The sequence below is a fragment of the Kitasatospora sp. NPDC059648 genome, assembly GCF_042734825.1.
In the GTDB taxonomy this organism is placed as follows: Bacteria; Actinomycetota; Actinomycetes; order Streptomycetales; family Streptomycetaceae; genus Kitasatospora.
The window spans coordinates 5,199-22,733 of sequence record NZ_JBHWDU010000081.1 but is presented as its reverse complement, the minus strand read 5'-3'; the positions used below and the strand labels follow the sequence as shown (position 1 = coordinate 22,733).

Sequence of the window (17,535 nt, the reverse complement as noted above, 5' to 3'; positions counted from 1 at the left end):
TGCCGGTGGCGAGCCGGGCAGGGCAGCCCGATGGCGATTCGGCCCGGGTCGCGAGGGCGTGTCGGCCATCCGTACGACGAGATGGCCACTTGTCCCCTCAGGCCCGCGTACTTGCTGTTTGACACGCCAGCTCATGGGATGTCTGTCAAGTTCAGCGTGTCGGCTCTTCGCCGTGGAAGGTGGTCGGTCTGGGAGGCATGGTTGCGCGTTCCAGCGCCCGCAGAATCTCGGGGGGCCTCTGGCGCGACAGACTTCTCCCGCCTCTCTTCGAACGCCAGCGGGAGGCCGCCTTGAGCATTCGCTGCCCGGCGGCGTGGTCGGGGACCAGGACGGCGAGGAACCGACCGACGCGCTGCGCCGGGAGCTGCTCGAGGAACTCGGCCTCGACCTGGCCGACCTCGCGGAGGAGGTGGCCCGCGCGGCCGGGAAGGAGCGCGGGGGAGCGGCGCACCTGCTGGCCGCGACCGCCCGCACCGCCGCCGACTGCCGCCTCGACCCCGTGGCCGACCTCGGCCAACGGTTGTTCACAATCGACGGCCGGCACGCCGGCCGCGCCAGCCGCTTCCGTCACACCGGGGTCAGCGACGGGCCAGCGCCACGACCTCCCGGCCCGAGGTGACGACGAGCCGCCCGCCGTCCGGGGAGAGTGCCAGGCCCATGACCGGCCCGGGGAAGCGCATCGCGGAGCCGACGAGCCGACGGCTCGTCAGATCCCATTCCAGCACCGTGCCGTCGCCGCTCCCGCTGACGGCCACCGGCCGGCCGTCCACCACCGCCGTCGCGACCCGCCACACACCGCGCCCGTGCCCCCGCAGCGGCTCGCCGAGCGGGCCACGCGGCGCCCGGTTCCACAGGCCGCGCCCGGTGCCCAGCTCCCACAGCCGGACGGTCGCGTCCTGGCCGCCGGTGACGGCCACCGGCCTCCCGTCGACCACCGCCGTGGCCACCGAGAACACCGGGCCGTCGTGGCCTGTCCGTGGCTTGCCCACCGGCCGGCCCGTCGTGAGGTCCCAGACCCGCACGGTGCCGTCCACCCCGGCGCTGACGGCGAGCGGGCGGCCGTCCACCAGGACGGCGGCGACGCCCCACACCATGTCCGTGTGCCCCTGCAGCGGCGGCAGGAGGGGTGCGCCGGTCCTCGCGTCCCACACGCGCAGGGTGTGGTCGACGCTCCCGCTGACGGCCAGGGTGCGCCCGCCGACGTCCAATGTCGCCAGGGCGCGCACCGGGCCGGTGTGGAGCGGGAAGGGGCTGGCGGCGCGGGAGTTGGCGGCCAGGCTCCAGCAGTGCACCGAGCCGTCCAGGTCGCCGCCGGTGAGCACGTGGCCGTCCGTGGCGGTCAGGGAGGCGACGGTGTCCCCGGGCGGGTCGAGCGGGTCGCCGACGGGCTCGCCGGTCGCCAGGTCCCACACGCGGGCGGTGCCGTCGTCCCCGCCCGTGACGGCGAGCGGACGTCCGCGCAGGACGGCGGTGGCGGCGGCGAGCACCTGGTCGGTGTGCCCCGCGACGGGTGCGCCGACGGTCTCGGGGGCCGAGAGGTCCCACAGCCGCGCGGACTTGTCGGTGCTGCCGCTGATCACCACCGGCCGGCCGGCCACCCGGGTGGTCGTGAGCGTGGACACCGGGGCCCGGTGCCCGACCAGGGGGGCGCCGACGAGCCGCCCGGTCCCGAGGTCCCAGACCCGGAGGACGTCGTCGCGGCCACCGCTGATCGCGAGGGGACGACCGTCCACGACGGCGGTCGTGATCGACAGCACGACGTCGCTGTGGCCGATCAGCGCGTCCCCGATCTCGCGGCCGGTCGTCAGGTCCCAGCGCCGGACGGTGCCGTCGGTGCCGCCGCTCACCGCGACCGGGCGGCCGGCGACGACGGCGGTAGCGACGCAGTAGACCCGGCCGTCGTGGCCCGGCAGCGGGTCGCCGTGCGCGCGGCCCGCCTTCAGGTCCCACACGCGCACGGTGCCGTCCCAGCTCCCGGAGACCGCCACCGGCCGGCCGTCCACCTCGGCCGTCGCCACGCCGTACACCCGGTTGCCGTGGCCGCGCAGGCCCTCGCCCACGCGCGCGCCCGTGGCGACGTCCCACACCTCCAGGCCGAGGTCCCAGCCCGCGGTGACGGCCACCCAGCGGCCTTCCAGCTCTGCTGTGGCCACCGCGTAGACGGGGGCGACGTGCCCGCGCCAGGGCTCCAGCAGGGGGCGGCCGTCGCGTAGGCTCCACACGCGCACGGTGGCGTCCTCGCCGACGCTCACCGCCACGGGCTCGCCGTCCACCCGAGCCGTCGCCATGGCGCTGACCTCGGTGCCGTGCACCCGGAACGGCTCGCCGAGCGGTGCGCCCGTGCTGCCGTCCCACAGCCGCACGAACCCCTCGCCGTCGCCGACGGCGACGACCGTCCCGCCGTCCACCTCGGCGGCGGTGGCGGCGAACACCAGGTCCAGGCCGCCTTGCAGCACGGCGCGGCAGCGGTGGTCGACCTCGGAGCCGGACGCCCAGGAGACCGGCCACCGCGCGCCGGCGTCGCCGTCCAGCGGGACGGCGGCGAAGCGGGCTGCCCAGTCGCGCGCGCCGAACCGGGCCGCGTCCAGGGCGAGGAGGTGACGGCGCGCCGCCGGCCCGGCGTCCCGGTGCAGGTGGGCGGACGCCCGGTAGACGGTCGCGAGCAGGTGCCCGTCGGCGCTGTTGGCGTCCTCCAGCGCGGCCAGCACAGCGGCCGGTTCGGCGGTGACCAGCCACGCCGGATCGCTCACTGAACCCCGCACGGCATCGCGGACGTCCTCGGACATGTACCGGCCCCTCTCCCCGCCACACCGAAAGCCCGCCCCCGGGGCGTCGATTCGCGTACCACCACCGACGTGAGCCGCCCAGCATCGCAAAAGTGGAATGGGCGGGTCAACAGCGGGCCGTCGGCGGACGTGATCCGGGAGCGACATCCCCGAGCACTCCTCTGAGTGCTCGAAAGATTCGTCAATACACGGCACGATCTTCAGGCGGGCCTCGGCCCGGGTGGCGAAGCGGTGTCGGTGGATGTACTCGACCTTGATCGTGGAGTGGAAGCTCTCGGCCGCGGCGTTGTCGAGCGCCGACCCGACGCGCCCCATGGACTGGACGACGCCGAGCCGGTCACACAGGTTGTTGTAGGCCGCGCTGCTGTATTTCGCTACCCCTGTCGCTGTGGAAGGTCACGCCGTTCACCCGGCCGCCCCGGGTGGCCGCGGCCATCTTGAGCGAGGCGCTGACCAGCGCGGTGTCATGATGGGAGCCCGTCGCGTAGCCGAGCAGGCGTCGGGAGAACAGGTCGATCACGGTGGCGAGGTAGAGCTTGCCCTCGCCGGTGTCGATCTCGGTCATGTCGCCGACCCACAGCACGTTCGGCGACACGGCGTCGAAGTGACGGTGCACCAGGTCACGGGCCGTCTTCCGCTTGCCCTGCCTGGTCAGTGACCGGCGCCGCTGCGGGGGCTTGCGGCCCTGGAGCCCGGACTCGGCCATGATCTTGGCGACGGTGTTCTCGGACACCTGCCAGCCCTCGGCCCACAGGTCGAGCGTGATCCTCGGCGAGCCGTACGTGTTGCCGGAAGCGGCAAAGAAGTACCGCATCCGCTCGGCCAGTTCAGCCCGCCGAACCTCGCGCTTCGTCGGTTCGGCCGGGCGTCGGCGCCACTTGTAGAACCAGGACTCGGACACGCCAAGAGCCCGGCAGGCGATCGTGTGCGGGACGCCGTGCTCGGTCCTCTGGTCGGCGATGAAGCCCGCAACCGTCACTTCGTCGCCTCCTTCACCCACAGGACCACCGATCGCTTGAGGACATCGCGCTCCATCCCGAGCTCGGCGATCTCCTTGCGCTGCCGCGTGTTCTCCTCGCGCAGCCGGCGCAGCTCGTCGCGCTCGGACTCGCTCAGGCCCCCGGCCGCCTCCGCGTCCGCCCGGGCCCGCGCGCGGTGGACCCAGTTCTGCAGCGTGCTCTCGTGCACGCCCAGGTCCCGCGCGACCTCCGCCGCCGACTTGCCGGTCTCCGTCACGATCCGCACCGCCCCCGCGCGGAACTCCGCGTCGTACGAGCGCCTCTTCCCCGCCATGACCCTCAACTTCCCCTCTGGTCACGACTCCACGCTACGAGGGGAATGTCACCCCGGGAGTCCCCCCAACTGGGGGAGCCCATGCGGCGTTCGAGCCGTGGAGTGAGTTCCTCGGAATCGGTCACCATCGCCACTCGCACGCGCGCGCTCACGGCCAGGTTTTTCCCGTCCATGCGAGTTTCTTGATTGCCATCGCTGCCACACGCTCCGTATCCTGTTAGGCAACGCGTTGACGGAGACGAGTAGCCAGGGATCACGCGAGCAGAGAGAGCCGCCGGAAGCTGGGAAGGCGGTCTCGCGTCCCGAAGTGAAGACCCTCCTGAGCGCGGGGAGGAACGACTCCGCCTGGTGGTCCAATGCCCCGCCGGCCGACCCCCGTCACCGGGTCTGAATGAGGCCGCCACTTTGTGGCGGCGAAAGTGCGGTGGTACCGCGAGTTGCCCTTCTCGCCCGCACTCCCAAGGGATCATGACGATGTCCTTCGGAGGACCGCAATGATCCAGAGCCGCGTACGTGTCTCCGACCTGCGAGAACACGTCGGCCGTACCGTTTCCGTCTGCGGATGGGTGAACACCCTCCGCCTGCAGCGCAAGACGCAGTTCGTCATCGTGCGGGACAACACCGGAATGGTGCAGGTGACCCACCAACGTGACGACGGGCCACTGGAGGCCCAGCTCGAAGCCCTCACGCCCGAGTCCGCGGTGAGGATCACCGGCCGCGTCGTCGACGCGTCCCAGGTCAAGCTCGGCGGCCTGGAGATCGTTCCCGAGGCGGTCGAGGTACTGAACCCCGCCGCTACGCCGCTGCCGATCGACGACCACACCGGCCGGGAACAGCGGTTGGACTGGCGCTTTCTGGACGTGCGCCGCCGTCCCGCCACCCAGCTGATGTTCGCCGTGCAGACCACCCTGGAACAGGGCATGCGCGAGTACGCCTATGCGCAGGGTGCCACCGAGATGCACACCCCCAAGCTGATGGGCACCGCCTCGGAGTCTGGCGCGGAGGTCTTCGAGCTCGGGTACTTCGGCCGCAGCGCCTACCTGGCGCAGTCGCCGCAGTTCTTCAAGCAGATGGCGATCGCGGCCGACGTAGAAAAGGTGTTCGAGATCGGGCCGGTCTTCCGCGCGGAACCGTCGTTCACCTCCCGGCACGCCACCGAGTTCACCGGCGTCGACGTGGAGTTGGCCTGGATCGACGGCGTCGAGGACGTGATGGCGTTCGAGGAGCAGATGCTCGCCCACGCGATCGGCAAGGTCGCCGGCATGCACGGCGAGGCGATCGCAGAGCACTTCGGCGTCGAGGTCACGGTGCCCACGACGCCCTTTCCCCGCATCACCATGGCGGAGGCGCAGGAGATCCTGCGCAAGGGCGGCTGGGACCCCGAAGGGGTCAAGGAAGACCTGGACCCGGAGGGTGAGCGGGGTGTCTCGGCCCACATCAAGGAGTCCACCGGGCATGACTTCGTGTTCATCACGCACTACCCGGTCGGCATCCGGCCCTTCTATCACATGCGGCCCGCCGACGACTCGAGCGTGACCTTGAGCTTCGACCTGCTGTGGAAGGGCCTGGAGGTCACCACCGGCGCACAGCGCGAGCACCGGCACGACGTGCTGCTGAAGCAGGCCGCCGAGAAGGGCATGAGCACGGAGCCGATGCAGGACTACCTGAACGCGTTCCGGTACGGGTGCCCGCCGCACGGCGGCCTCGGCATGGGCCTGGGCCGGGTGCTGATGGTCATGCTCGGCCTGGCCTCGATCCGCGAGGCGACCTTCCTGTTCCGCGGGCCGAACCGGCTCACCCCGTAACCCGGTTGTGACTGCGTCCCACGACACGGGCAGGAACCTCGTGTCGTGGGACGCAGTCTCAGTAGCGGACATTGCGCAGGTCATACGTCCATGCCTCGGCAGGGTTGTTGTCCCAATACGCTCATGGCGAGCGCCGACTCGGCTGTGACCCACTGGGGTGTCAGAGCTTGGCTCCACAACTGGTCTCCGGGCCGCATGGCGACGGAGTGACGATCCACTACGTCGTGCTCCGGCGGCTCCTCACCGGTTGCCTCACCGAGGATCGCCGCGAGCGACTGAGGTGGGTGTGTCCAGCCAACGGCTCTTACAAGATTTTCGTAACCGATGATCGCTTCAACTCGCCCATTCTGTCGCTTGGTTGGCGGTGAGACGCTGTCTGGGTGTGTTGTGATGGTGGGGGACCTGCTGCCGCAGCTGGCCGCGGTGCAGGTCGAGCGCGTGGAGGCCAGCGGGGATCTGCTGAGGATCACTGCCCGGACCAGGGATGACTTGCCGGCGGCGTGTCCGTTGTGCGGGCAGTCGTCCAACTGGGTGCACTCTCGATACGAGCGGCATGTCGCGGACGAGGCGGTGGGCGGTCGGGCGGTCGTGATCGACTTATCGGTGCGCCGCCTGTACTGCGAGACCCCGGCCTGCGAGAAGGTCACCTTCGCCGAGCAGATCGACGGGCTGACCCGGCGTTACCAGCGTCGCACTCCTGTTCTGCAGAGAGTGGTCGACGCGGTCGCCGTGGAACTGGCCGGGTCGGCCGGGGCCCGCCTGCTGGGCGTGCTGCACCACGTGCTGACCTGGGCGAGCGTGCTGAACTGCTTGATGCGCATCAGCCTGCCCGCCCGGGTGGTCCCGCGGGTGCTGGGCATCGACGAGTTCGCCCGGCCGACCACGCCAGCCTCTCCCCGCGCAAGGCCGCCCGCCTCCTGCTCACCGACCCCGACCACCTGCGCGAGGGCCAGTGAGTGCTGCGTGACCAGCTCGCTGGCGCCTGCCCGGAGATGACTGCCCTGGCAGACGCTGTAGGCGACTTCGCCGCCCTCCTCACCCCGAAACCGGCCAACGCCGAGGCGCTGACCGGATGGATCACGCGGGTCCGGGCGGCGGATCTGCCGTTCCTGCACGCCTACGCCACCGGCCTTGAGCGCGACCGCGCCGGCGTCGACCACGCCCTCACCCTGCCTTGGCAAAACGGCCGCACCGAGGGCGTCAACAACAAGATCAAGCTGCTCAAGCGGCAGACCTACGGCCGCGCCGGACGCCGCCTTCTACGCCAGCGCATCCTGCTCAGCTGACCCAGAGCCGAGGGCAATCACCGGTCACGAAAATCTTGTCAGAGCCGAAGACCGTACGGACCCTGCCCGTTCCCCTCCGGGACGCTCTACGCCGACCGGACCGCGGTGCCGCGTGTCGCGGCTCTCGCGGGTGCGCAGCGTGGTGCGTACGACGGCGACCTCGTCGGCGCCGAGCAGCGCTTGGCGCAGCAGGGCGTACGGGCGATGCCGGTTCCTCGCCGGCCCGCGCGGGGTGTTGCGACACCTGGGGCTGCTCATGACCTCGCTACGTCGAAGTGCTCGGATCGGGGTATCTACTGTTGTTTGTCATGATTTGCCGTCAGGTGTCCTGTCACATTCATGCGTTGTCGCGTGAGGGTGCGGGGCGCCTTGTTGTGAGGAGAGGTGAACCTGCGGATGAGTGCTCGTACGCGTGCACGGGGCGATCTGCCGTGGTGCCGGGTCGGCCGTGAGCGGCCCGTGGCCGTGGAGCGTGGCGGGGGGGTGGTGTCGGTGGGGGGCGCGCTGCTGTCCGGTATGGCGCTGCTGGCGGCCGCGGCTCCACCGGCGGCCGCCGCGCCGGTGGGGGCCGTGCCGGTGCAGGCGCAAGCGGCTGATCCGTCGCAGACCTTCACCTTCACCGGCGCTTCGCAGACCCTGACGGTCCCGGCGGCGGCGGTGGTGACGATCATCGCGGACGGCGCGGGTGGCGCCGACAACACCGGCACCCCCTGTTCCGTCACGGGGACCGGTGGGACGGGGGCGCGGGTGGTGACCACTCTGCCGCAGACCGTCGCACCGACGACCTTCACCGTCAATGTCGGCGGCACCGGCGGCAAGGGCTGCAACGGCACCGGCACGGCGGGTGCGGGCGGGTTCAACGGCGGCGCCCCGGGGGGGAGTTTCCCGCTCAGCGGCTTCCACTTCGAAGGTCCGGGCGGGGGCGGGGCCTCCAGCGTCAGCACGGGCGGCTCCCTGCTGGTGGTCGCCGGGGGCGGCGGTGCCTCCGGCGGCACCGGAGCGGGCTCCACGGGAGGCAACGGAGGCAACGGCGGGACGACGCCGGATGCCACCGCCGGTACTGCGGGAAGCGCCACCGGCCCCGGGGCCGCGCCGGGGCAGGGCGGGGGCGGCGGAAGCACCAGCACCAGTACCGGAGGGCCCGGCGGGGCCTCCGGCAGCGTCCCGTCCTGTGCGGTCACGAACGGCGGGCCGGGGAGCGGGTTCTCTGGTGTCACGGTCGGCACCGGCGGCACCGGGGGCAGGTTCGACGGCGGCTGCGCCGCCACTGCCATCGCTGGCGGCGGCGGCGCCGGGGGCGGCTACTTCGGTGGCGGGGGCGGCGGCAGCGGCGCCGTCAACGACCACGGCACCTCGGCGGGTGGTGGTGGCGGTGGCGGGGGCAGCAGCTTCGCCACCCCCACGGGCACCGGCACGAGCTTCGCACTGTCGACGATCGGGACGGCGAACCACAACGGACAGGTGACCATCTCCTACACGCTCCCGTCCTTGACCATCACCAAGACCCACACCGGGCACTTCACCCAGGGACGGGACGGCCTCTACACCATCACTGTTGGCAACGCCGCCGGAGCCGCCCCGACCGACGGCACCACGGTCACCATGCAGGACACCCTCCCCGCGGGACTCAAGGCCGACAGCATCAGCGGTACGGGCTGGACCTGTGACCAGGGCACGCTCACCTGCACCCGCAGTGACGCCCTCGCCGCCGGGAGCAGTTACCCGCCCATCACGCTGCAGGTCGATGTCTCCTGCATGGCCGACGACGAGGTCACCAACGTCGCGGTTGTCACCGGGGGCGGCGACACCACCCCCCACACCGCCACCGACCTCACAAGGATCAAGCGCCACCGGCACGACGAACACGACAAGTACGACATGCGCTGCGACCGCCACGAGCACTGGTAGACCAACCAACCCCGGGACCTCGGAGCCCGCATCACCCTCGACAACTACTGGAACAGTGCCCCGGACGGGCTCACCGCCCTGTTCAACGAGGACCACGAACCAGGCGCGGAGCTCACCCGTGCCGCACTGCTGCACGCCCGCGTGCTTCCACCCAGGTCACGCCGCTGACCCACCAGCAGCCCCACAGAACGCTGCTGGCCGACCCCGCACGTCGCGAGGTCGGCCAGCAGCATCCGGCGGAAGCGGCCAGGCGGGTGAGCTTGGGGTGGAGTCGGTCCCACGTTCTGTGCGACCGCTGTCCCGTAGCGGCGGGTCTCGGTGGTGGTGACCGCCTGCTCGGTGCCCCGGGTCTCGGGCTGGCCGAAGACGAACGCGCTGCCGTGCTTGGGCGGCCGACCGCCGGTTGGGTTGTAGACCCGGGGCGGGGCGGGTCGGCGCATCACGCGGTCCGAGCGGAGCCGGCCGAGGATCTGCACCGGCAGGCCGTCCAGCAGGTGGGCGATGCGTGGGGCGTCGTAGCCGGTGTCGAGGACGACCAGGAGCGTCGCCCAGCACCGCCGTTGTGTCGCAGGCGGCGGCCCCGGCTGCCGCGTGCCGCTCGGGAGCGAGCCGCGCCCGCCATCCTCGGCATGCGGTCTCCCGCCCTGATGCGCACATGGATGGACTTCGGGCCCAGCACACGCTGACGCCGTCACCGGGGTTGCGCTGTGGTCACTCGACCGGATGAGTTCGGCGACGGGTGCTTGCGCCGCGCGCCCGCCGGGCGGTCACCGGGCACGTCCTCGCCCGACCAGGTGATGGCCCGTGCGGGGCGAGTGTCGGCGTTGGCGTGATCGGGAACTTGGGCCAGTCTCGTCCCGGAAGGGAGGCCCCGAAACATGGTCGTGCACACGTTGTTGAATTCCCGCGTGGCGTCCGCGCCGGATTGCGGTTCCTGCCCCTTGCCGTGCTGACCGCTGCCACTGCGCGCTCCAGCAGTTCGGCCCGGCCCTGACCGGGGCCGAGCCCCATCGACAAGCACAAGGAACTCGCCATGGACACCCACCTCCAGATCGGCGGGAACGGCCCGGCGTCCCCGGCGCCCAGCACGGCCGCAGCAAGCGCGGTCGGGCAATAGCGATGGCTCCCGGACCCGGCGACCGCCCGCGCCGCCACACGGTCACCCGGGTGCTGCTCCAAGTGGTGACTGCGGCCGCACTGGCCGTGGACGCCTACGTACACGCCAACCTCGCCGCCGCCTACGATCCGGTCGGGCGGCAGATCAGCCAGGGAACGCTGTTTCGCCTCGAAGCCGCCGTGGCGTCGCTGGCCGCGCTGTTGGTCCTGCTGCTCGGTCGCCGACGGCCGGTGTGGGTGTTCGCGTTCCTGGTGTCGGTCTCCGCGCTGGGCGCCGTGCTGCTCTATGGGTTCGTGAACGTGGGCACTCTCGGTCCGCTGCCGAACATGTACGAGCCGTACTGGGGGCCGAAGAGGACCGGCAGCGCGATCGCTGAAGCCGTCGGCGCTGTGACCTCGCTCGTGGGCTTTCTGATCACCGGCCCGTCGCGCTCTGCGTCCACTCGGGCCGGCGCTCCTCCGGGCGGCAACGCCGACGGCTAAGGCGGCTGATCACATGCCACGCCTCGCCTCGCGCACCGAACCCCGGCAGCTCCTGGGACTGCTGTGACTGCTGCTGCCCCTGGCGGTGACGGCCGTCCTCCTCTGGTACGGGCGGGTGCACACCCCGGAGTGCCGGCGCAGCTTCTTCGGGGTGCGCTGCCACGGCGTCTTCCTGCTCAAGACCCAGTTGGGCAGCGCTCTGCTGGGGCTGGCGCTGATCCAGCTGCTCCTCGCGCGTGGATGTACGGCCAGCTGCCCGGCCTGCGCGCCGCACCGCACCCGATGCCCACCGTGCACCGACTGATCTGTCTGGTCGCCTTCCTGCCCTCCGTCCCGATCGCCCAGGAATGCATCATCGCCTACGGCGTCAGCCTGACCGGGACCCGTGGCGCTGCACTCGCCCGCCGACTGTCTCTCCGGGGCCTTTGTCGCCGAGGTAGTCGTGGTGCGCCACCGCCGCTGGCCGGGCTGGGCGCTCCCGCTCGCCGGTGGCGCGCTCGTCACGATGATCGCCCTGGCCTGGTAATCGGCGGCGTTCCGGCACCTGGACGGCTACTGGGCGCCCGGTCTGTAGGCGGACGGCGACGGCTCGGTGCCGTCGTCGGCCACTATCAGCAGTGGCCACCAACCCGCCGCCTCCCGAGGCGCGACGTGACCGGTCCGCGCGAATGCCGTTCCGTTCCTCCGGGGCTCTGGTGCCCCCAGTTCTTGAGGTGACCGGCGCCGGCACACCTCGCGGCCGGGGCGGCACCGACCGCCGACATCGGGGTGAGGTTGGCCCGGCTGCGGGCCCGGCACTCATATCCACGCCGGAGCCCTGAAACATGACAGGCATAAAATGGAACATATAAAGACAGGCGAGAGGAGTGAACCATGATCGCCAAGCTGCTCGCCAAGTTGTCGTTCACTCGCAACTACGGTGCGTACGGGGCCCACGACTGGGGTACGTCCGCCGACAAGGCGTGACCGCGCTGCCGGGCGGCCCGGGCGACCGTCGGCTCCCGGCCGTGCTGCCGACGATCGGCCTGAACAGGTACGCGCGTCAGGGGCGATCTCATGGGCCGAGTGAATGAGCCGCCGTGGTTGCCCGAAGGCAACTTTGCGGCCTGGAGCCGTGACCGGCTGGCACTAGCGCGCCGTGGCGCCGACGAGTGCGGGGACGTCTGGCAGCTGGAGCCGGGTGTCTACGTAGCGGCCACGGCTGGGCCGTGTGAAGAAGTCCTGCACCGTGCGCAGGACTTCCCCAAGCCGCCCTCGCCCCTCTTCCCGCCGTTGAAGCGGGCCGACGGCGCGCCGACGTCCGAGGAGCGTGCGCACGCGCGCGCCGCCCGTATGCGCGGGCTGCGTCCCCAGGCGGTTTCGGCCCGGATCGGTGAGATCGCGTCCGGGACCGTTCGGTTTGCCGACCAGTGGCCCACGAGCCAGGACGTGGAGATTCTGCCCTTGGTCCGGTCGGTCCTGGCGGAGGTCGGCGTGCGTTACCTCTTCTCCGAAGACGCTCCCACCCTGCTGCCCTTCGCCCGGCAGCTCTTCGTGGCCCGGGAGGTGCTCGTTCGCCCCACGCGCTGGGTATGGCCGGGCTGGGTCCCCACACCGGCTCGGCGGTTCCGCACCCAGCAACAGGTCGCCTTCACCAACGCCTTGCGGCCCATCGTCCGCCGCCGCCGTTCGTCGGGCCGGCTCGGTGACGACGTGCTCGGACAGATGCTCCGCCCGTCCAGTCGCTACGGCACACTGTCGGAATGGGTCATCCTCGACACTCTGCCCGGAATCACCGTCGCCACCTTCGAGACACCTTCCCGGGCAGCCGGATGGATCCTGCTCTGCCTGGCCCGCCACCCCCGGGCCGCGGACCGGATCGCGGCTGAAGCCGCCGCCCTGCTGCCCGCAGACGCGGCCGCGACGACCAGCACCCACCTCGAGAGCCTGCAATACACTCGGGCACTGGTCCGCGAAGTGCTCCGGCTACACCCCCCGAGCTGGCTACTGACCCGGCGCGCCCCGCGGCGGACCCAGCTCGCCGACTACACCATCGACGCCGGGTCCACCGTTCTCGTGTGCCCCTACACCGCCCACCGCGACGCACGGGAATACCCCGAGCCGGACCAGTTCCGACCCGAACGCTGGCTCGACGATTCGTGCTCTCCGGCGAAACCCGGGGTCTTTCTCACCTTCGGCACCGGGCCCCACAGCTGCGAGGGAGCTGCCCTGGCCATGGCCATGCTCACGGTCCTGACTGCGCACACCGCCCACCGCTACCACCTGAGCGAGCCACCCGGCCCGGAACCCGGCTACCGGGTCACCACCTTCGAAGGTCTCGCAACCCCCGGCCTGCAGCTGCGTGCCACCGTGCGCGGTCGAGGGCAGTCCTGCCTTCGGTGACAGACCGCGTGAGGGTCTGTGGCTCCAACTCCCTGTGAGGTCGGGGTGAAAATTGTCGTTGATCTTTCCCGATGTGAGCGGTCCGCGCAGTGCGCGTTCCTGGCTCCGGAGGCGTTCCGGATGCACGGTGAGGAAGCGCTCATGTACGACCCGAATCCCGACGACGCCCAGCGCGACCAGGTGCTCCGCGCCGCGGCGGCCTCCCCGGTCCAGGCGATCCTGGTCGACCGGCTTCAGGGGCGGCAGGTACCGGCGGAGGCGTCGCCGTCATGACCGGTGTCGACGACCTGCGTGCGTTCAAGCGCGATGGCCGCATCGTGGTTGTCGGGGCTTCGCTGGCGGGGCTGCGGGCCGCGGAGGCTCTGCGAGAGGAGGGTTTCACCGGATCGTTGACCATGATCGGTGACGAGTTGGGTGAGCCCTACGACCGGCCTCCTCTGTCCAAGCAAGTACTGGCCGGATGGGTGCCGGCCGGGAGCACCGCTTTGCCCCGCCGTCGTGGCATCGATGCGGAGTGGCTGCTGGGGGTGCCCGCCGGCCGGCTGGACCTCGCGACGAACCACGTGCGTCTCGCCGACGGACGCGAGGTTCCCTTCGACCGGGTGCTGATCTCCACCGGGGTACGGGCCCGACCGTGGTCCGTCGAATCTGAGGCGGCCCTGGACGGAGTGTTCGTCGTACGTACCCGCGAGCATGCCGAGAGCCTGCAGCGGGCCCTCGCCGCCGGGCCCTCCCGGGTGCTGGTCATCGGTGCGGGATTCACCGGCTCCGAGATCGCGTCCGTCTGCCGCGAGCGGGACATCCCGGTGACCGTCGCCGAACTCGCGCCGGCTCCGCTGGTCGGGGCGCTCGGTGCCGTGATCGGCGAGGTGGCGGCCGACCTGCAGCGCGCTCACGGTGTCGACCTGCGGTGCGGTGTCAAGGTCGCCCGGCTGGAGGGCGACGCGCAGGGACGGTTTTGCCGTGCTCACTTCGACGACGGCAGTACGGTCGACGCCGGCGTGGCGGTGGTGGCGCTCGGGAGCATTCGCAACACCGAGTGGCTGCGGGGGTCGGGACTGGCGGCGGGCGTGTGGGGAATCACCTGTGACACGGGCTGCCGCGCCCTCGACATCCATGGCCGCGTCATCGACGACGTCTTCGCCGCAGGAGACGTGGCACGTTGCCCGCACCCCATCTACGGATACCGGCTCATCTCAATGGAGCACTGGGCCAACGCCGTGGAGCAGGCAGAGGTCGCGGCCCACAACATGATCAGTGCCCAGGCGGACCGCTGGGCCCACGTGTCCATCCCGGTGTTCTGGTCGATCCAGTTCGGCGTCAACATCAAGTCCGTCGGCGTGCCGACCTTCGCCGACGAGATGCTTGTCACCCAGGGATCGCTCGACGACCACCGTTTCGTCACCGCATATGGCTATCGGGGCCGCGTCACAGCCGCCGCGAGCTTCAACAGCGGTAAGTGGCTGAATCACTACCGAAGGTTGATCGAGGCGGCCGCACCTTTCCCGCCTCCGTGCCGCACGCCGGACCAGCCGGCCGACATGCAACCGGTTCCCGTCGACTTCCCCGGTCCCGCCATGTTCGCGCAGGGAGCCACGGCGGTCGTCACAGGCCATGACCGGGGTGAGCGCCGCGTCACGGCCGTGCACCGGAATCGGCAGGAGGAAGGCCGGACGACCGCGACCCACATGTCCGGCACGCTGCAACGGATCTTCGACTACTCCGCCCGGGCCGACCCGTACCCGCTGTACGCCGAACTGCGCAGGACGCCGGTGGCCCGGCAGGAGGACGGCAGCTACGTCATCAGCACCTATCGCGAGATCACGGACATACTGAACGACCCGCATCTGAGTTCCGACCTGTGCAATCTGACGCGTCCGCCGATGCCCTCAGCCGAGGAAGGGGTGACGTCGTCGTTCATCCACATGGACTCGCCCGAGCACGATCGCCTGCGGCGTATGGCGATGCGTCACTTCGGCCCCCCGCACACCCCGGGATTGGTGACCGGGCTTGAAGGCTTCCTGACCGCCACCATCGGCAGTCTGATCGACGGTCTGGCGGGCAAGGAGCGGATCGACGTCGTCGACGATTTCGCCTTTCCGTTGCCCGTGACCGTGATCTGTCACTTGCTCGGCGTTCCACGCGAGGACGAGCCGAGGTTCCACCTCTGGGTGAACGACATCATGAACTCCGTCGACTACAACCCGGAGACCGACCCGAAGGAGAAACTGGACAAGGGCGTACAGGCCCGCAAGGACTTGCGCCAGTGCCTCGGCGAGCTGGTGGAGAAGCATCACGGTCGGCCGGGAGACGGCCTGCTGTCACGGCTGGCCAACGACGACGGGCCCGACGGTCGGATGGCCGACGCCGAAATCGTCGCCACCGCCAGACTGCTCCTCATCGCCGGCCACGAGACCGTCGTCAACCTCATCGCCAACGGCATGCTGACGTTGCTGCGCCATCCGCAGGTGCTGCAGCGACTGCGCGACGAACCGGACCTCGTCGTGCCCCTGGTCGAGGAACTGCTGCGCTACGAGCCCCCCGTGCACATCATTCCCTGGCGTGCGGCGTACGGTGACATCACCGTCGCCGACACCGTCATCCCCCAGGGCTCGCAGATCATGCTCATGCTGGCCTCAGGCAGCCGCGATCCGAAGCGCTTCCACGATCCGGACCGCTTCGACCCGGATCGGCGTGACAACCAGCATCTGGGGTTCGGCAGCGGCATCCACCTGTGTTTCGGCGGCCCGCTGGCCCGGCGGGAAACCCAGATCGCGCTGACCGAGCTGGTACGCCGGCTCGACCGCCCCAGGCTGGTCGCCGACCCACCGCCGTACCGGCCCAGCCCCGTTCTTCGGGGTCCGATCCATCTGGACATCAAGCAGGGTGCCGGCTGACCCGGCAGCCGAGGGCAGTTGCAGGGTCGCGCCGCAGATGGCCCGGCCGGCTCAACAACGAACGTCGATCAAGTCCGAGTACCGTTCCGCACACGCCCGGACGATCTGCTTACGGCCCGCTCGTCGTGTGGCGCCGGTCGAACTCGTCGGCGAGCACGCCCATCATGACGAGGTCGTGATGGCCGCCGGCGAAGAAAACGTGTTCCCGCAAGCGCCCCTCCTCGGTGAAGCCGAGCCGACGAAAGAGTGCCAACGACGCCTCGTTGGGGGCCAAAACCGCCGCCAGGCACTTGTGATACCGCCGCTCGGCGAACATGAAGCGCAGCAACAGCACCACGGCTTCCGCCGCGTAGCCCTTGCGCCGGTGGCCGGCGCCGATCATGACATCACACTCGAACCAGCCCGAACAACGACCGGTGCGATGTGAGCCGACCGTCCCGACCAACTCCCCCGTGGCCGTCGTCTCGACCGCCAACCGGAAACGGTCGTCGACGCACTCGGCAACGGCCTGCTCCTTCGCCCAGGCACGATAGCTCTCGGCGGACCGCGGCAGTTCCAACCGACCCCCTCGCCGCCCGTCATCGTCCGCGAAGCGCGCGAACGCCGTCCAGTCATCGGGCTCAATCGTGCGCAGGCGCACCCGCTTACCGGTCCAGGACGATGCCATGCCCTATTCGATCACGCCGCACTGCGCGCGAGACCAACGGGCACGCCGAGGCGGAACGGGTTCACCGAGCCTCCGGCGGACGGCTGCGCCGGGATGCGCGGCGGCCCGGCCGGCGCGGCGGCCTGGGGGATGGTGGTCGTGGTGTCCACGGCGGTACTTCTTTTCAGGATGATCAGACGATCGCGAGGTGGGTCACCGTCGATCCGCCGTTCAGCGGTCAGTTTTCAGGTTCTGGATCACTTTCCGTGCCAGAGCCACAGAGCGTCACTGGAGCCGCGATCATGAACGGTCGTGGGTGACGATCTCCTCCAAGACCTCTGGCTCCACCGGACCACCGACGTCGAGGTCAACACCCTGACCATCCGCGCCGACCGCGTGACCGTCCACGCCGCCACGACCGGCGGCCTCATGCCGCGAGGAGTACGCGTTTGCGCAGAAGGTCGAAGCCGGCACGGCCGAACATCTGGCGCTTGAGCATCTTGATCTTGTTGTTGTGGCCCTCGACCGCGCCGGAGCTGTAGCTGAGGGTCAGGCCGGCGACGACCGCATCGAGGTCCTGCAGGAGACCGGTGGCGAAGCTGCGGAGGGCCGGGACCTGGTCCTGCCGGACGCGTGTGATCCAGTCCTTGAGCTCTCGGCCGCGGCGGTCGTTCATCAGCTCGGCGAAGGCCCTGACATGCTCGGCGGTGGTAGCCAGTACCGGGGCTCGGGCGAGAAGCTCCTTGAGCTGCTGGGCGTCTTCGTCGCGCAGGCGGTCGGGGCGGCGGGTGATCCAGCTGGTCACGTCCCTGACGGAGGGCTTGCGTCGGGGCGGGTCCTGGTCGGGGAACGCCCGATGGCGCGAAGGCATCCGCGAGGCGGGGCTCGTTGGCTTTGTTCGTGAGAGTTGCGGTTCTGGTCCAACTTGTGGAC

The 17,535-nt window shown here is 70.6% G+C and carries 13 protein-coding genes and 4 pseudogenes; 10 read left to right on the top strand and 7 right to left on the bottom strand.

The window, feature by feature from the left end:
- The first annotated feature begins 133 nt into the window (after positions 1-133).
- Positions 134-619 carry an NUDIX domain-containing protein gene (locus ACFV1W_RS32420; protein ID WP_380420844.1) on the top strand — a complete coding sequence of 162 codons (486 nt, stop codon included), beginning with the start codon at positions 134-136 and terminating at the stop codon, positions 617-619.
- Here ACFV1W_RS32420 and ACFV1W_RS32415 read toward each other — a convergent pair.
- The 3 genes from ACFV1W_RS32415 to ACFV1W_RS32405 all read right to left on the bottom strand — a co-directional run bounded on the left by ACFV1W_RS32415 (position 579) and on the right by ACFV1W_RS32405 (position 4,079).
- Positions 579-2,786 carry a hypothetical protein gene (locus ACFV1W_RS32415; protein ID WP_380420825.1) on the bottom strand — a complete coding sequence of 736 codons (2,208 nt, stop codon included), beginning with the start codon at positions 2,784-2,786 and terminating at the stop codon, positions 579-581. The two genes, ACFV1W_RS32420 and ACFV1W_RS32415, sit on opposite strands and share 41 nt — an antisense overlap.
- Before the next feature lie 337 nt (positions 2,787-3,123).
- Positions 3,124-3,765 (bottom strand): IS3 family transposase, encoded by a 642-nt coding sequence (locus tag ACFV1W_RS32410; RefSeq protein WP_380420824.1) that lies wholly within the window; start codon positions 3,763-3,765, stop codon positions 3,124-3,126.
- Positions 3,762-4,079: a transposase gene (locus ACFV1W_RS32405; RefSeq protein WP_380420823.1), complete on the bottom strand. Its 318-nt coding sequence runs from the start codon at positions 4,077-4,079 to the stop codon at positions 3,762-3,764. The genes ACFV1W_RS32410 and ACFV1W_RS32405 overlap by 4 nt, the downstream gene beginning before the upstream one ends.
- A gap of 494 nt (positions 4,080-4,573) precedes the next feature.
- Between ACFV1W_RS32405 and aspS the strand changes: the two genes are divergently transcribed.
- The 3 genes and pseudogenes from aspS to ACFV1W_RS32390 all read left to right on the top strand — a co-directional run bounded on the left by aspS (position 4,574) and on the right by ACFV1W_RS32390 (position 9,078).
- A complete protein-coding gene (gene aspS / locus ACFV1W_RS32400) occupies positions 4,574-5,884 on the top strand; it encodes an aspartate--tRNA(Asn) ligase (protein ID WP_380420822.1) in 1,311 nt (436 codons plus the stop codon).
- 390 nt (positions 5,885-6,274) lie between these two features.
- A pseudogene (locus tag ACFV1W_RS32395) lies at positions 6,275-7,170 on the top strand (transposase).
- Between the two features lie 459 nt (positions 7,171-7,629).
- Complete coding sequence (locus tag ACFV1W_RS32390) at positions 7,630-9,078, top strand: hypothetical protein (RefSeq protein ID WP_380420821.1); 1,449 nt, start codon at positions 7,630-7,632, stop codon at positions 9,076-9,078.
- Between the two features lie 235 nt (positions 9,079-9,313).
- On the opposite strand, the pseudogene ACFV1W_RS32385 reads toward ACFV1W_RS32390, so the two are convergent.
- Positions 9,314-9,620: pseudogene (locus ACFV1W_RS32385) on the bottom strand (transposase); the annotation flags it as partial.
- Positions 9,621-10,245: 625 nt separating this feature from the next.
- Between ACFV1W_RS32385 and ACFV1W_RS32380 the strand changes: the two are divergent.
- From ACFV1W_RS32380 to ACFV1W_RS32355, 6 genes and pseudogenes are all read left to right on the top strand, one after another.
- Positions 10,246-10,677, top strand: a complete 432-nt coding sequence (locus tag ACFV1W_RS32380; RefSeq protein ID WP_380420820.1) for a hypothetical protein — start codon at positions 10,246-10,248, stop codon at positions 10,675-10,677.
- Positions 10,678-10,744: 67 nt separating this feature from the next.
- Positions 10,745-11,203, top strand: a pseudogene (locus tag ACFV1W_RS32375) (DUF6529 family protein).
- A 539-nt stretch (positions 11,204-11,742) separates the two neighbouring features.
- Positions 11,743-13,059, top strand: a complete 1,317-nt coding sequence (locus ACFV1W_RS32370; RefSeq protein WP_380420819.1) for a cytochrome P450 — start codon at positions 11,743-11,745, stop codon at positions 13,057-13,059.
- Between the two features lie 18 nt (positions 13,060-13,077).
- On the top strand, positions 13,078-13,332 hold the full coding sequence (locus ACFV1W_RS32365) for a ferredoxin (protein WP_380420818.1): 255 nt from the start codon (positions 13,078-13,080) through the stop codon (positions 13,330-13,332).
- Positions 13,329-14,699: pseudogene (locus ACFV1W_RS32360) on the top strand (NAD(P)/FAD-dependent oxidoreductase); the annotation flags it as partial. The gene ACFV1W_RS32365 and the pseudogene ACFV1W_RS32360, both read left to right, overlap by 4 nt.
- Positions 14,700-14,747: 48 nt before the next feature.
- Complete coding sequence (locus ACFV1W_RS32355) at positions 14,748-15,956, top strand: cytochrome P450 (RefSeq protein ID WP_380420843.1); 1,209 nt, start codon at positions 14,748-14,750, stop codon at positions 15,954-15,956.
- Positions 15,957-16,065: 109 nt separating this feature from the next.
- Here the strand turns inward: ACFV1W_RS32355 and ACFV1W_RS32350 are convergent, their stop codons facing one another.
- The 3 genes from ACFV1W_RS32350 to ACFV1W_RS32340 form a co-directional block, all read right to left on the bottom strand.
- Positions 16,066-16,623 carry a GNAT family N-acetyltransferase gene (locus ACFV1W_RS32350; RefSeq protein ID WP_380420817.1) on the bottom strand — a complete coding sequence of 186 codons (558 nt, stop codon included), beginning with the start codon at positions 16,621-16,623 and terminating at the stop codon, positions 16,066-16,068.
- An 11-nt stretch (positions 16,624-16,634) separates the two neighbouring features.
- The gene (locus ACFV1W_RS32345; RefSeq protein ID WP_380420816.1) at positions 16,635-16,772 is read right to left on the bottom strand and encodes a hypothetical protein; all 138 of its coding nucleotides are present in this window, start codon (positions 16,770-16,772) and stop codon (positions 16,635-16,637) included.
- Between the two features lie 257 nt (positions 16,773-17,029).
- The gene (locus tag ACFV1W_RS32340; protein ID WP_380420815.1) at positions 17,030-17,473 is read right to left on the bottom strand and encodes a transposase; all 444 of its coding nucleotides are present in this window, start codon (positions 17,471-17,473) and stop codon (positions 17,030-17,032) included.
- Between the last annotated feature and the right edge of the window lie 62 nt (positions 17,474-17,535).